This is a genomic window from Actinacidiphila paucisporea (assembly GCF_900142575.1).
Lineage (GTDB): Bacteria > Actinomycetota > Actinomycetes > Streptomycetales > Streptomycetaceae > Actinacidiphila > Actinacidiphila paucisporea.
Window position 1 is genome coordinate 141,641 of sequence record NZ_FRBI01000017.1, and the last position, 12,406, is coordinate 154,046.

14 protein-coding genes and 2 pseudogenes are annotated in these 12,406 nt (G+C 69.7%); 7 read left to right on the forward strand and 9 right to left on the reverse strand.

Annotation, left to right across the window (positions count from 1 at the left end):
• Window positions 1–64 precede the first annotated feature (64 nt).
• Together BUE44_RS23775 and argG are read left to right on the forward strand one after the other, a co-directional pair.
• A complete protein-coding gene (locus BUE44_RS23775; protein ID WP_073501013.1) occupies window positions 65–607 on the forward strand; it encodes a type III secretion system chaperone family protein in 543 nt (180 codons plus the stop codon).
• A gap of 174 nt (window positions 608–781) precedes the next feature.
• Window positions 782–2,236: an argininosuccinate synthase gene (gene argG / locus BUE44_RS23780; RefSeq protein WP_073501014.1), complete on the forward strand. Its 1,455-nt coding sequence runs from the start codon at window positions 782–784 to the stop codon at window positions 2,234–2,236.
• A 114-nt stretch (window positions 2,237–2,350) separates the two neighbouring features.
• Here argG and BUE44_RS36645 read toward each other — a convergent pair whose 3' ends face one another.
• A complete protein-coding gene (locus BUE44_RS36645) occupies window positions 2,351–2,782 on the reverse strand; it encodes a hypothetical protein (protein WP_143172567.1) in 432 nt (143 codons plus the stop codon).
• Between BUE44_RS36645 and BUE44_RS37140 the strand changes: the two genes are divergently transcribed.
• Both BUE44_RS37140 and BUE44_RS37145 read left to right on the forward strand, forming a co-directional pair.
• Window positions 2,772–3,221: a hypothetical protein gene (locus tag BUE44_RS37140; RefSeq protein WP_143172568.1), complete on the forward strand. Its 450-nt coding sequence runs from the start codon at window positions 2,772–2,774 to the stop codon at window positions 3,219–3,221. The two genes, BUE44_RS36645 and BUE44_RS37140, sit on opposite strands and share 11 nt — an antisense overlap.
• Window positions 3,222–3,325: 104 nt before the next feature.
• Window positions 3,326–3,595, forward strand: a complete 270-nt coding sequence (locus tag BUE44_RS37145; RefSeq protein WP_073501015.1) for a hypothetical protein — start codon at window positions 3,326–3,328, stop codon at window positions 3,593–3,595.
• Here BUE44_RS37145 and BUE44_RS38775 read toward each other — a convergent pair.
• The 6 genes and pseudogenes from BUE44_RS38775 to BUE44_RS23815 all read right to left on the reverse strand — a co-directional run.
• Window positions 3,569–3,727 (reverse strand): annotated as a pseudogene (locus BUE44_RS38775) (VapC toxin family PIN domain ribonuclease); the annotation flags it as partial. The gene BUE44_RS37145 and the pseudogene BUE44_RS38775 overlap by 27 nt on opposite strands.
• Before the next feature lie 84 nt (window positions 3,728–3,811).
• Entirely contained in the window at window positions 3,812–4,207 is a 396-nt protein-coding gene (locus BUE44_RS23795) for a DMT family transporter (RefSeq protein ID WP_073501016.1), read from the reverse strand.
• 50 nt (window positions 4,208–4,257) lie between these two features.
• Window positions 4,258–4,578, reverse strand: coding sequence for a DMT family transporter (locus BUE44_RS23800; RefSeq protein WP_073501017.1), 321 nt, complete (start codon window positions 4,576–4,578; stop codon window positions 4,258–4,260).
• Window positions 4,579–4,764: 186 nt separating this feature from the next.
• Complete coding sequence (locus tag BUE44_RS23805) at window positions 4,765–5,211, reverse strand: MarR family winged helix-turn-helix transcriptional regulator (RefSeq protein ID WP_073501018.1); 447 nt, start codon at window positions 5,209–5,211, stop codon at window positions 4,765–4,767.
• A 270-nt stretch (window positions 5,212–5,481) separates the two neighbouring features.
• The gene (locus BUE44_RS23810) at window positions 5,482–5,928 is read right to left on the reverse strand and encodes a hypothetical protein (RefSeq protein WP_407640047.1); all 447 of its coding nucleotides are present in this window, start codon (window positions 5,926–5,928) and stop codon (window positions 5,482–5,484) included.
• An 8-nt stretch (window positions 5,929–5,936) separates the two neighbouring features.
• Window positions 5,937–6,446, reverse strand: coding sequence for a DUF2199 domain-containing protein (locus BUE44_RS23815; RefSeq protein ID WP_073501019.1), 510 nt, complete (start codon window positions 6,444–6,446; stop codon window positions 5,937–5,939).
• A 388-nt stretch (window positions 6,447–6,834) separates the two neighbouring features.
• Between BUE44_RS23815 and BUE44_RS39350 the strand changes: the two genes are divergently transcribed.
• Window positions 6,835–7,029, forward strand: coding sequence for a class I SAM-dependent methyltransferase (locus BUE44_RS39350; protein ID WP_265737174.1), 195 nt, complete (start codon window positions 6,835–6,837; stop codon window positions 7,027–7,029).
• Here BUE44_RS39350 and BUE44_RS23820 read toward each other — a convergent pair.
• Window positions 6,961–7,758, reverse strand: a pseudogene (locus BUE44_RS23820) (ADP-ribosylglycohydrolase family protein); the annotation flags it as partial. The gene BUE44_RS39350 and the pseudogene BUE44_RS23820 overlap by 69 nt on opposite strands.
• Before the next feature lie 300 nt (window positions 7,759–8,058).
• On the opposite strand from BUE44_RS23820, the gene BUE44_RS23825 reads away from it, so the two are divergent.
• Complete coding sequence (locus BUE44_RS23825; RefSeq protein WP_143172569.1) at window positions 8,059–8,790, forward strand: hypothetical protein; 732 nt, start codon at window positions 8,059–8,061, stop codon at window positions 8,788–8,790.
• A gap of 379 nt (window positions 8,791–9,169) precedes the next feature.
• Window positions 9,170–11,980: a PKD domain-containing protein gene (locus BUE44_RS23830; protein ID WP_235002387.1), complete on the forward strand. Its 2,811-nt coding sequence runs from the start codon at window positions 9,170–9,172 to the stop codon at window positions 11,978–11,980.
• A gap of 18 nt (window positions 11,981–11,998) precedes the next feature.
• Here the strand turns inward: BUE44_RS23830 and BUE44_RS23835 are convergent.
• The coding region (locus BUE44_RS23835) for an aminotransferase class I/II-fold pyridoxal phosphate-dependent enzyme (RefSeq protein WP_143172570.1) at window positions 11,999–12,406 on the reverse strand (408 nt) is incomplete at its 5' end.

Sequence of the window (12,406 nt, forward strand, 5' to 3'; positions counted from 1 at the left end):
GGGTTGTGACGAGCGGGGGCGGATGAGGGAGGATGGGAGGGAGACGTCACGAAGGGACTTCACGGTGAGCATCGACCCGTCCTCGATTCCCAGTTTCGGGGGCCAGCCGGACCCCGAGCCGACCGGATCCAACGGCAGTGTGGTCATTCCGGACCAGGACCTGGTCAAGCAGCTGCTTGACCAGATGGAGCTGAAGTACCTCGTCGACGACGAGGGCGACCTCGCCGCCCCGTGGGAGGACTTCCGCACCTACTTCATGTTCCGGGGCGAGGGGGACCAGCAGGTCTTCGCCGTCAGAACCTTCTACGACCGCCCGTATTCGGTCGACGACAAGCCGCAGCTCCACGAGGTCGTCGACGACTGGAACCAGCGCACCCTGTGGCCGAAGGTCTACACCCACACGCACGACGACGGCAGCGTCCGCCTGATCGGCGAGGCCCAGATGCTGATCGGCCTCGGCGTCGGCCTGGAGCACTTCGTGTCCAGCACGGTCAGCTGGGTGCGGGCGTCGATCGAGTTCGACAAGTGGGTCGTGGAGACCCTCGGCCTGGCCAAGGACGCGGACACGGACACGGACGGCGACGACGACGGCCCCACGGAGGTCTGACCTCCGTCCACGTCCGCACACGTGAGAGCCCGGCCCGCGCGGCCGGGCTCTCGTGCGTGCGGCGGGCGTGGCCGGCGGATGCCGGCCGTGGCCGGCAGGTGTCGGCGGCCCTTGGACGCCGGCGGCGACGGCAAAGGCTTTGCATGAGCATGCGCAGCTATGCATACTCTTGTCATGTCTAAGGTTCTTACCCACCTCCCCGCCGGCGAGCGCGTCGGCATCGCCTTCTCCGGCGGCCTCGACACGTCGGTCGCGGTCGCCTGGATGCGCGACAAGGGTGCCGTCCCGTGCACGTACACCGCTGACATCGGCCAGTACGACGAGCCCGACATCGCGTCGGTGCCCGGCCGTGCGACGGCCTACGGCGCCGAGATCGCGCGCCTGGTCGACTGCCGCGCGGCACTGGTCGAGGAGGGTCTGGCGGCGCTCGCCTGCGGCGCGTTCCACATCCGCTCGGCCGGCCGCGCCTACTTCAACACCACGCCGCTCGGCCGCGCCGTCACCGGCACGCTCCTGGTCAGGGCGATGCTGGAGGACGAGGTGCAGATCTGGGGCGACGGCTCGACCTTCAAGGGCAACGACATCGAGCGGTTCTACCGCTACGGCCTCCTCGCCAACCCGCACCTGCGGATCTACAAGCCCTGGCTGGACGCGGACTTCGTGACGGAGCTCGGCGGCCGCAAGGAGATGTCGCAGTGGCTGCTCGACCACGGGCTGCCCTACCGCGACAGCACGGAGAAGGCGTACTCCACCGACGCCAACATCTGGGGCGCCACCCACGAGGCCAAGACGCTGGAGCACCTGGACACCGGCGTCGAGACCGTCGAGCCGATCATGGGCGTGCGGTTCTGGGACCCGTCGGTCGAGATCGCCGCCGAGGACGTGACCATCGGCTTCGACCAGGGCCGCCCGGTCACCGTCAACGGCGTGGAATTCACCCACCCCGTCGACCTGGTGACCGAGGCGAACGCCATCGGCGGCCGGCACGGCCTGGGCATGTCGGACCAGATCGAGAACCGCATCATCGAGGCCAAGAGCCGCGGCATCTACGAGGCGCCCGGCATGGCCCTGCTGCACGCGGCGTACGAGCGCCTGGTCAACGCGATCCACAACGAGGACACCGTCACCCAGTACCACACGGAGGGCCGCCGCCTCGGCCGGCTGATGTACGAGGGCCGCTGGCTGGACCCGCAGGCGCTGATGATCCGCGAGTCGCTGCAGCGCTGGGTCGGCGCGGCGGTCACCGGCGAGGTGACCCTGCGGCTGCGGCGGGGCGAGGACTACTCGGTCCTCGACACCACGGGCCCGGCGTTCAGCTACCACCCGGACAAGCTGTCCATGGAGCGCACCGAGGACTCCGCGTTCGGCCCGGTGGACCGGATCGGCCAGCTCACCATGCGCAACCTGGACATCGCCGACTCCCGCGCCAAGCTGGAGCAGTACGCCCAGCTCGGCCTGATCGGCACCGGCAGCCCCGCCATCGGCGCCGCGCAGGCCGCCGCGACCGGCCTGATCGGCACCATGCCCCGGCTGCCCGAGGGCGGCGCCGAGGCCATCGCCTCCCGGGGCGAGGCCACCGCCGACGACGAGCTGCTGGACCTCGCCGCGATGGAGTCGGGAACGGACTGACCGACCAGGCCGAGCCGGCCGGGCCGACCGACCCGGCTTCCCGGCCTCCGGGCGAAATGGTGGGGTCTGGGAGGCGGAAGGGTTCAGAGTGGTCACAGGTGGCCATCAGGCCACTCACATGTACGGCTGCCACTCTCTATGCAGATACCCGCGTAGGAGGAATGCAGCAATGAGCGATTTCGACTCGAAAAACACCCAGGAGACGGGATTTCCGTCAGGGGGGTCGGTTGCCGGCAATTCCGGCGCCCGGCGATCGCGCGCGAACAGGAAGAGGGCGGGGATCGCCGCCGCACTGGTGTGCGCGGTGGCCGCGGTCTGCACCGGTTGTTCCACGTCCGGCTCCACGGCGGCCGCCGCGTCCTCCTCCTCTCCTTCCTCGTCGACGTCGTCGACAGCTGGACACGGCATTCCCGGTGGCAAGGCCGGAGCCGGGGGTTCCAACGCCCGGTCCGGACCGGCCGCAGGAGGCTCGTCCGGCACGGTCGACAGCACCTCCGCGTCGGGCTTCACCCTGACGACGCCGGCGGGGCAGAAGGTGACCGTCAAGGAGGCGTCCTCCACGACGTACGAGAAGGGAACGAGCCAGGCCTCGGCGAGCGCCGTGACCACGGGCGAGAGCGTCCTCGTCCTCGGCACGACCACGAGCACCACCATCACGGCCACGCAGGTCACCGTAGAAGCGGCCGGCAGCGAAGGATCCGCGGCGTCCACGGCGGCAGGGGTGGTCCCCTTCACGCAAGGAGCGCCGAGCGCGGCGAAGAAGGTCGGCCAGATCCCGGCGAACTACACTGAGGGGTCGGGCACGATCGTCAGCGGAACTCCGGCGAACAATGCGACGGAAGCCGCACTGGCCGCATATCCGGGTGGCGTCGTCGACCGGGTGGTGAAGCTGAGCAACGGGGAATACGAGGCCCATTACATCGGCGTCAACTGGCCGCACCACATCTTCATCGACCAGGCGTACAAGGTCGTCGGCGCTTTCTAGCCGCGTCGGCCGCCGCCGTGGAGCGCCGGCGACCGGGTCGCTGACGAGGGCGCGCACGAAATCCCTCGCGTGCGGCAGCGGAGCACGCAGCCGGCGTCACGGCGGTGGGAGCTGTCGGCGACGCGGTCTCCGGCGCGTCCGTAATCCTCACCGTGCTCCGTGACGGCGACGCGGTGGCGTCGGTCATGTCGGATGCCGTCACCCTCAAGGACCTCGACCTGGCCTCGACGGCATCCACGCCCAGCCCCCTGCTCCGAGCCGTCCGCGACCGCCTGGCCGCGACCGTCGCGGCCGGCCACGCCCAGGACGACCTCGCGGCGGTCGACCACCAGCGGAAGCCGCCACCGGCGGCCGAGCCGGGGCCGGGCGAGTGAGAAGTTGCGGCGGTCGAGGGCGAGGACCGCGTCGGTGTCGTAGTCCGCGGCCAGCGTGACGTTCACGGCGTCGGCAAGATCGAGGTCCAGTGCGCGGTACCTGGCTCACACCGACTGTGCGGTCACAAGGTGGGTCTCGACCTCGACCTCGATCTCGGCGAGGAGCAGGGGCGACATCACGGGAAGGCCGGCGGCCAGGAGTGCGTACGCAACCCGTCATCCTGGCTGGTCCTCGTTCACGCGGGCCTCTTCCTCCGGTGGTCGCCCGCCCTGGTCGGCGAGCTTGAGCCAGACCACGCCGACGATGACCACGCCGAGCCACAGCGCTTGGGTGAGGCCGAGGGCCTCGTCGAAGAAGACGGGCCCCAGTAGCGCTGCACCGACTGATCCGATGCCGGCCCAGACGGCGTAGCCCACGCTGAGGTCGATCGCGCGCAGCGCGACGCTCAGAGCCCAGAGGGTCAGGAGAAAGAACACGACGGCGGTCAGCGACCAGGTCATGCGGGTGAAGCCGTGGCTTCCGCCGACCGAAAGCGCGTATCCGACCTCGAACCCTCCGGCGAGGAGGAGTACGAGCCAGGGATTGGCTGGTGAGCGGACGGTGCCGGACACTTGCGGAATCCTTTCGTGGGCGTGGGCGTGGGCGGCGAGGTCGGTGATGGCTAAGCGGCGCCACTCAGTTGGAGGCCGACGACACCGGTGACGATGACGACAACGCCGAGGGTCTTGCGCCAGTCCAGGCGCTGCTTGAAGAGGATCGGGCCGAGAAGAGTGATGCCTGCGCCGGCGGCGGATGTCCAGATGGCGTAGCCGACTCCGACGTCGAAGGTGAGCAGCGCCTTGCTCAGGAAGAACGTACCGAGGGCGCCGCTGGCCAAGGTCACACCCGTCCACGGGCGGTTCCTGAATCCCTCGGCCCTGCCGGCTGCGATGGCGACGATGATCTCGAAAATGTCGGCGACGGCCAGGTAGCCCCATTGCATGAGCGCTCCATTTGCTTGTACCAGCATGTACTTCGCAACAGCATTCACCGCTGCCAGGGTGTGAGTGAAGACCTATCAGCTAATCCTGAGTGGTGCAGTTGATTGTACATGCATGTTCATGCCCGCAGTGGCGCCGGATGGGGTCAGCCCCGACGATCCCGAGTGCGGGGCTCGGCATGCGTACCGTCAGGCGCCGCTGCGCAGCGCGTGGACCGTGCGGGCGAGCGCGGAATCCCCTCCCGCGGTGTTCAGCGCGGAACTGAGTACCTCGCCGTACGTACCGCGGGCGGCCGCGTACCGCCGGCGGCCCTCGTCGGTGATGACCGCGTAGACGCCGCGCTTGTCGTCGGGGCACAGGTCCCGGACGACGAAGCCGGCGGTGTCGAGCCGCCCGACCAGGCGGGTCACCGAACTCTGGCCCAGGCCGACTCTGTCGGCGAGTTCCTGCATCCGCAGTTCGCCGTCAGCCGCTCGGGCGAGGTGTTCGAGGGCTCGGTACTCCGACAGGCCCACGCCGTGCTTGCGCTGCAATGCCTGCGCGAGCTGGCGCTCGACGTAGGTGTGCAGAGCGAGGACCTGACTCCAGGCGGCCTGGTCGGAGGCAGCGGAGGCCGCCTGGTGAATGCCGGTCATCCTGGAACACCTCCGTAGGTAACGCCCGAAAGAAACAATATACATGCTCATGCAAAGACTTCGTTTGGTTCACCCGAGCCGCGACGCCCGCGCGCTCCGGGAGTGCCCGCATCGCCAGGGCCCGGCGCCGCGACGTCATCCGGCCGATGGTCCTTCTCGTCGACCGCACCGGCACGGGCGCACGCACCGCCTGGGACGCCGAGGAGATGACGGACGAGCGGCGTAACGCAGTGCCGCGGCTCCTGTTCTCGGGCGCCGTCCTCTGGACGGTCAGAAGATGGTGGGGAACCGTTGCTGCGCGAGGTTTTCCAGGAGCGTGCGCACCCAGGGGCTGCGCGCGGCTGGCAGCCGGACCAAGGCGTGCCGGAACGGCCCAGGACCCACCCGTCTGAGGCCGACGGAAAGGCTGCGCACGGCGCCGGGAGCAAGCCACACCGCCTGCCAGAGCGAGCAGTCGTCGATCCTGGTCGCCATGGCCGAGCCGCAGGCCAGACAGGCCACGTTGGGGCCGTCGGCTCCGTCGAGACCGCAACAGGCACCGCCGCGCTTCTCGGGTATGAGCCTCGTACCGCGGATATCTCCGGGCGCGATCACGACGGCCCCGGGTGCACCGTCGGACAACGCAGAGACCGGCGCGTAGATGCCGCGGGCCTCAGCTTCGGCCGCGTCGATCCCGTCCCACTTTCGCCACGTCGGGCCCCAACTTTCCGGGTCCACCGCGAACGCTACGCCGGATGCAGCAAGGCCGCAGCGATCTCCCGCACCCGGTCGTGCGTGATCCCGGTGCGCTGCTCGACGGCGAGGGGGTGGTCGGTGGGCTCCAGTTCGATGAAGGGGCGGCTGCCGACCGGTCGCGTATGGGCGTTGGTCTTCAAGTCGGTCGTGCTCTCTGAGTAGAGCGCGAGTTCGGTGCTGAGCCAGCCGAAGTAGGGCTTCTCGGCCTCGCGGCCCACGGTGTTCCACACCTCAAGGGAGCGGGCGAAATCGTCCTTGCTCAGGGAGACCCAGACGCCCCACGAGAAGACGTCCTCGCTGCCGATCACGGGTATCTCGATCAGGCCCCTGAGGAAGAAGTGCTGGCCCCTGATCACGCACTGGTCGGACGACAGCATGCTGTCCGGATCAGTCTCGAAGCGGGGCTCCCAGACGTCGGGAGCCATGGTCGAGTAGCTCATGGGGAGTTCTGCGTGGTGGCCGCCGCAGTGTGAGCAGGTGAAGCCGAGATCGTCAGGCATGGCGGGAGCCTAGCGACTGCCCAGCTCCGGCGGCCGCCCGTATGGCGCTGGCACCGCCCTGGCGCAGTTGCCGGTGGCCACTGCGAGGATTCCCGGAACGGTCGTCATTGCGGATGGGCGGAAATGGCGCCAGGACGTCACCCGCCTCCGTGATGTCCTCGACCTTCCGGTTCCGCCGCAGGAAGAAGCCCTCTTCGGCATCTCACCGGCGACCCGCCGTCACAGGCCGGGGGAGGATCGGGGCGCGCCATCGGTCGGCGGTCTTGCCCCGTCACAGGAGGACGGCAAAGATCCTGCAGTGACCAGGGGTCTACGACGACGAGCGGCTTGCCGCCGTGTACCAAGCCGGCAACGAGATGCCCACCGACTCTCGCGCGCCTGGACCCGGTTGATCGGCTCCTTCGCCCCCTCGCAGGCGCCCGCCGTCATCGAGATCGGCGCCGGCACCGGCATGTTCTGCACAGCCATGGCCCGCTGGCTGAGTCCGACCACCGTCATCGGGATCGACCCGTCCCCCGGCCAGTGCGCCGGTGACCGCCGCGACGGTGTCCGTGTCACCGCCCAGGTCCACAGCCGCCCGTAGTGCAGCCTCGTACCAATCGGTGGTGCGGACCGCCCAGACGGCAGAGCCGAGGCAGGGCCAGACGGCACCGTTGAACTCCGTGGCCTGCTCGGGCGTCCAGTGGGCGGCAAGCACCGTCTCATAGCGGCCACGGTTTCCGGGGTCCACCGCGGCCAGCGTGTCGGGGACGGCCGTGACCGGGTCGCCGCCGTCCAACGCGACCCGCAGCAAATCGTGGAAGACGGCCGTACCCTCCCATGCGGCCGGATCCCGTGCGTGAGGGAGGAGAGCCTGCGCCCGGCATCCATCGTGGCCTCACGGCCGTACCCGGCGAAGTACACACCCGAGGTTGCCGCGCGTATCAACGCACCGTTCCCGCGGCCCGTCGGTTGGTGCGGAAGTGCGCGTCGGCCGCCTGATCCCAAGGCAATCCATTGGCGAGGACGTCCTCGGTCTGCAAGCCGATGTCCTTCGGTTCCGCCGCCGCCCACCGCTGAAAGCGGCGGAAGACGTCCTGCAGGTCCAACCCGCTCCGCTGGAGCAGCGATTCAGCGACATGCACTGCCATCTGCGTATCGTCGGTGGCCTCGCCCGGCTCCCAACCGCCGCCCCCGCACATCTCCCCCCGGCCCCAACCCCGGGGAACCGGCTCGAGAACACCCCCGCCAACCCGAACTCGAACGGCGCCCCCAGAGCGTCACCCATTGCCGAACCGACCACAGCGCCAACCGCCCGCTCGACACGATCCATCCCGGCAGCGTATCGATGCGGCCCCCTTCAGCCAGCGGGTCCGACCTGGACCTGCCCACCGGACTCCTGCCACACGGGAAGATCACCCAGACGCCGGAGACGGGTGCCGGCGCCGGACGACCGACCCTCGTGGACCCGCACGTCTGGGGCATCTTCGACGACGGGCACGGCCGCGCGCAGATCGACTTCTCCGTCGTGCGGGCGAACGTCCCGCCGACCGACTCTGCCGCTTCCTGCGGCCCCACCTCGGCGACCTACCACTGCACGCGGACCCTTCGGCCGGACGGCTCCTCGCTGTCCTTGACCACCGAGACGGGGAAGCCGGGCACGCCGGGCGGATCAAGGCTCACGATGCGGGCAGCAGACCTCATCACGCTGAGCGGATACGAGGTCAGGCTCTTCGTGTCCAACTCCGCCACGGCCCTCATGCCGCCACCGGCCGCCGGCGACTCCAGAGCGCCGGTTTCGAACGCCCCATCGTCCCCGCCCCCTGCCACGACCCGGCCTGAGCCGCCGCTGGACGACGCGCAGCTGACCGCCGTCGTCACCGATCCCGGCTGGACCCGTCTGTTCGCCGCCAAGCGATCCGCGCGTCCGGACCACCAGCTGGCACCTGCGCAGGTGGCCGCCATCGCCAAACCCCTGCTCCCGGCGCACGCCACGCCCGCCGATGCGGCGAACCAAGAAGGCCTCACGGCCTTTCAGCTCGACAGCCACGAGCACATCCTCGGCATCACGGCGCTGCGCTGGCCCGGTGACGAAGCCCGCCGCGAGGTCATCTCCTCGTTGTACCCCGACGCACGGCAACTGCCGGACGGTACCCTGGTCCACACCGAACAGCAGAAGCAGAGGACGCCGGTCCGCGTGCTGCATCCGGACGGCATGTCGGTCGAGGTAATCCAGATGAGCCTGGACGGCAACGGGACCTGGCCAGGGCCCTTGACCACAGCCCAGCTCCAGGCGATCGCCGCCAGCACAGCGTGGGACCGTCCCGCACCGAACGCTCCGGCCGCGCCCTCCGCGGGGCGATGACAGCCATCCGGTGTCCGGACGGCACGGGCCCTCGGCGATGAACCGTTCCGGGCCTGATGGAGGCTCTGAGGTTCCCTGACTCCACGGCAGTCGGAGCACACCGATCTTTCCACCGAACCCGGAACGGTGCACGACCGCCCGCTCGGCAGGCCGTGGTACACGCCGACCACAGCCAGCGGGTTCGCGCGGACCTGGCCGTGGCCAACCGGCGGTCTCAAGTGAGGTCTTCAGCCGCCATGCCTGACCCCGATCAGAGCCGTGCCAGTGACACCCCTATGCTGAGCGCGCTTCGAACAGTAACGCCGAACGTCTGTCGGCCGGTTCGGATGCGGCTTCTTGACGAGATGGGACACCGTCCTTGGCACGCAGGCAATCCCTCGTGGCTTCCGCCGTTTTCTCGCTCCTGCTGTGCGGACTCGGCTCCACCGCCGCCCACGCCGGCACCGGCAGCGACCTGTACGTCGATGCGGGTGCCGCCGGGTGCAGTGACAGCGGTCCGGGTTCCCAGGCCGAGCCCTTCTGCCAGGTGCAGCCGGCGGTGGACGCAGCGACGGCGGGGACGACCGTCCATGTCGCCCGCGCCGCCGCGTACGAGCCCGTGACGATCAGTGCGCTCGGCACTGCTGACGACCCCGTCACCGTCATCGGTGGGGATGGGACATCGGCCAATCCGGCCACCCTCCTGGGCACCGGCACGAGCGCGGTCACCTTCTCGGGCGCCCGTTACGTCACCATGACCGGCTTCGTCATGGACGCGCTAGGCGCCACGGCTGTCACGATCGCCGATGCCCAGCACGTCGACCTTGACACGGGCCGCATCAGGTCGGTCCTCCCCGCCGGCGACACGTCACCCACGGTCAGCGTCGACGGCGCCTCGTCCGACGTTTCCCTCACGCAGCTCAACCTGGAGCTGGCACAGGGACGGGCGTTCGCCGCCGCTGCGGGAGCGCGGGACATCACTCTCGCCGACGACACGATCTCCACCACCGGCACAGGGACCGGTATCTCCGCCGTCGGCACTGACGGCATCGTCATGGCGGCCGACACCCTCACGACCTACTGCGGCAACGCCGTCAGCCTGACCGGGGGAACGTCGGGCTCCCTGGAGAACACCGTGATCGGCCAGCCCGGGGCGAGCGTGAGGTGTCCGACCGACGATCCGGGAAAGATCGCCGTCGACGCCGAGTCCGCCCCGAAAGTCACGGCCGACTACAACGCCGTCAACCCTTCTTTCGGCGGCAGGGACTACACCTGGGCGGGCGCCGCCTACTCCACCAGCGCGGCCTTCCACACCGGTACCGGGCAGGGCGCACACGACCTCGACCAGACGAACCTGACGCTGACCTCCGCCGCGGTGGCGGAGCACTCCCCCCTGATCGACTCCGGCGACGCCACCGCACCCGGCGAACCGGCCACCGACCAGTCCGGCAGCGCGCGGACCGACGATCCCCTGGTCGCCGACTCCGGCAACGGCGGCGGTCACTACGACCGCGGCTCCAGGGAGTTCCAGGACCCGCTGCGGATCTCCCGCATCGACGTGCCGCAACGGCCGTACGCCGGCAAGCCGTACACGTTCAGCGCCGACCTCTCCGACCCCTGGTCCAGCGCCTCCGACCTGACGTACGCCTTCGACTTCGGCGACGGCCAGACGCTGAAGTCGGCAACGCCGACGGTCACCCATACGTACACCGACCTGGGCTCTTACCGGGCACTGGTGACCGCGACAAGAGCGAACGGCACCGTCCTGCCGTCAGCCGGAGCCTCCGTCGAGGTCCAGCCGATCGTGCCGCTGACCGAGACGATCTCCTGCTTCGCGGTTCCGTCCGCGCCGCTCGCCACGACCTGCGACCTCGGGACCGTCACCTCGTACTATCCGGCGGCGAGCGGGCGGACCGGCTTCGGGGACGGCACCGCGGCGGTGCTCGACGCGGGCGGCAACCAGACCCTCAGCCACGTCTACGCGGCGCCCGGGGCGTACACCGTCACCCGCACGGTCACCGACTCCGCAGGTCGTACCGCCACGGCCGCGGCCACGGTTGTCGTGGGCTCGTCCTATGTGCCGATCTCGCCCTCCCGGGTGCTCGACACCCGCGACGGCACCGGTGCCGCGAAGAAGAAGATCGGGCCGGGCGGCGTGGTACGGGTGAAGGTCGTGGGCCTGCAGAATGCGCCCACCGCCGGGGTCACGGCGGTAATCCTGAACGTCACGGACGTCAACGCCACGTCGTCCAGCGTCATCACCGCCTACCCGGACGGTGCCGCCCGCCCGACGGCGTCCAACCTGAACTTCCTCGCCGGGCGGATCAACCCCAACCTCGTCACCGTGCCGGTGAGCAGGGCCGGATACGTCGACCTCCACAACGCGTTCGGGTCCGTCGACCTGGTCGCCGACGTGGAGGGCTACTACTTCGACAAGGCGTACTCGGACTTGACGAACACGGCTCCGGTCGACCCCGTCCGCGTGCTCGACACCCGCAACGGCACCGGCGCCCGTCAGGCCATGGCCGGGCCGGGAAGCCTGACATCGGTCACCCTCCCCGGCGCAAGCGGCACGGCCACGCATGGTGCCCTGCTCCACGTGACTGTGACCGGCGGCACCGGCAACGGCTTCCTGTCGGTGTTCTGCGGCTCCGACTACCCGCCGACAGCGTCGAACCTCAACTACCGGGCCGGTCAGACCGTGTCCAACCTCGTGGCCGTATGTGTTTATGACGGTGTCGTCAGGATCTACAACAGCGGGGCCTCCGTTCACCTGATCGCGGATCTGCAGGCCCTCATGACCGACGACCGGGCAGGCACCCCGAGGGTGGACACGACATCGCCCCGGGGCCTGCCGTTCGTCCCCAGCCGGCCCACCCGCATCCTCGACACGCGTTCAGGAGTCGGCTCCCCGGCCGGGGCTGTGGGCGCGAACGGCACGGTCGCACTGAAGGTCGCAGGCATCGGCGCGGTACCGGCCGCGGCCCGCGCAGTGATGGTCAACCTCACCGGCACCGGCCCCACCACCAGCACCTATCTGACCGCGTATGGAGAAGGACCCCTGCCGGTTGCCTCTACCCTCAACCTGGCCCGCGGTGAGACCCGTCCGGCACTCACGCTGATCCCCGTGGACGCCGACGGTTACATCCACATCCGCAACTTCTCCGGATCGGTGCACCTGGTGGCCGACCTGGAAGGCTATTTCGGCTGACCTGGATGCCGGCGGCGTTCAGCCGTTGAATGCCTTGCGGAGACGGGAGGCGGCGTCCGCCAGTACCTCGGGGCGTTTGCAGAAGGCGAAGCGGACCTGGGTGCGGCCCGCGGTGGGGTGGTCGTAGAAGACGGAGTTGGGGACGGCGACGACGCCGGCTTTTTCTGGGAGGGCGCGGCAGAAGGTGAGGGCGTCGGTCTCGCCGAAGGGGGCGATGTCGGTGGTGATGAAGTACGTGCCTTGGGGGACGTGGACCTGGAAGCCGGCGTCGCGCAGGCCCGCGTCGAGGAGGTCGCGCTTGGCGCGGAGGCCGTCGCGGAAGGCGGCGTAGTACGTGTCGGGGAGGGCGAGCGCCTCGGCGACGGCGTACTGGAAGGGGCCGGAAGCGACGTACGTCAGGAACTGCTTGGTCGTGCGGACCGCGGC